1 protein-coding gene is annotated in these 1,267 nt (G+C 65.2%); it reads right to left on the bottom strand.

Features of this window, described 5'->3' with window-relative positions:
* Window position 1 precedes the first annotated feature (1 nt).
* Window positions 2–1,243 carry an arginine deiminase gene (gene arcA, locus DW943_RS10320; protein WP_117584235.1) on the bottom strand — a complete coding sequence of 414 codons (1,242 nt, stop codon included), beginning with the start codon at window positions 1,241–1,243 and terminating at the stop codon, window positions 2–4.
* Window positions 1,244–1,267 lie beyond the last annotated feature (24 nt).

The following is a 1,267-nucleotide window of genomic DNA, read 5'->3' as shown; positions in this document are numbered from 1 at the left end:
CTTAGAGGTCCTCGCGCCAGAAGGGCATGCTCATGCAGCGCGGGCCGCCGCGACCGCGGGAGAGCTCGGCGGAGGGCACGACGAGAAGGTCCAGGCCCTCCTTGTACAGCACGTCGTTGGTGACGGTGTTGCGCGCGTAGACGCAGATCTTGCCGGGCTCGACGCACAGGGTGTTGGAGCCGTCGTTCCACTGCTCGCGGGAGGCCGCGATCGGGTCGCCGCCGCCGCAGGGGATCAGCTTGACCTGGTCGACGCCGGTGGCGTCCTCCAGGACGTGCTCGAGGGTGTCCTCGATCAGGCGGATGTTCACGTCGCCCGGGTTCTTGCCGGCGGTCAGCTCGTAGACGCGCAGGGTGCCCATGATGGCGGGGTGGATCGTGAACTTATCGACGTCGATCTGGGTGAAGACCGTGTCGAGGTGCATGAAGGCGCGCGAGACCGGGATGTCGAAGGCCAGGATGCGCTCGACCTTGGAGTCGGAGTTCCAGAAGATGTTCTGGGCCATGACGTCGATCGCGGCGGCCTGGGTGCGCTGGGAGATGCCGACGGCGAGGGTCTTCTCGTTGATGTTCAGCACGTCGCCGCCCTCGGTGTGGAACTGGCAGTCGCGGCGGAAGTACAGGGAGACGTCCTTGTAGTCGGGGTGGTACTTGAAGACGTACTTGCCGTACAGGGTCTCGCGGTTGCGGGTGACCGAGTACATGCGGTTGAGGTTGACGCCCTCGCCGACGACCGCGAACGGGTCGCGGGTGAAGTAGAGGTTGGGCATCGGGTCGATGATCAGGTCGGACTCGGACTCGGAGTTGACCAGGGAGTCGAGGGTCGTGGACGCCGTGAGGGGCATGTCGATCTCGGCCTTGGTCATGCCGGCCATGGTCTTCTTGACGAACTCGAGGTTGTCCTCGATGGAGTCCAGCTTCTCGCGGACGATCTGCGGCATCTGCTGGCCGCGGATGCCTGCCTCGGCGATGTACTGGTCGGTGAACTCGGCGCGGGCGCCGGGGACCTGGTCGAACACCTCTGCGACGAGGTTCTCGAGGTAGAGCACCTCCACGCCCTGGTCCTTAAGGATCTGGGCGAAGGTGTCGTGCTCCTGCTGCGCGACCTCCAGGAACGGGACGTCGTCGAACAGGAGTCGCTCGAGCTCGTCGGGCGGCAGGTTGAGGAGCTCGTCGCCGGGACGGTGCAGGCAGACCTTCCTGAGCTTGCCGATCTCGGAAGGCACGTGCAGACCTTTCGTCATGGCCTCCTACCTTTCTTTCGGGCC

This window comes from Collinsella sp. AM44-11, assembly GCF_003467145.1.
In the GTDB taxonomy this organism is placed as follows: domain Bacteria; phylum Actinomycetota; class Coriobacteriia; order Coriobacteriales; family Coriobacteriaceae; genus Collinsella.
The sequence above is the reverse complement of the archived record's forward strand: the minus strand, read 5'-3'. Positions and strand labels throughout refer to the sequence as shown.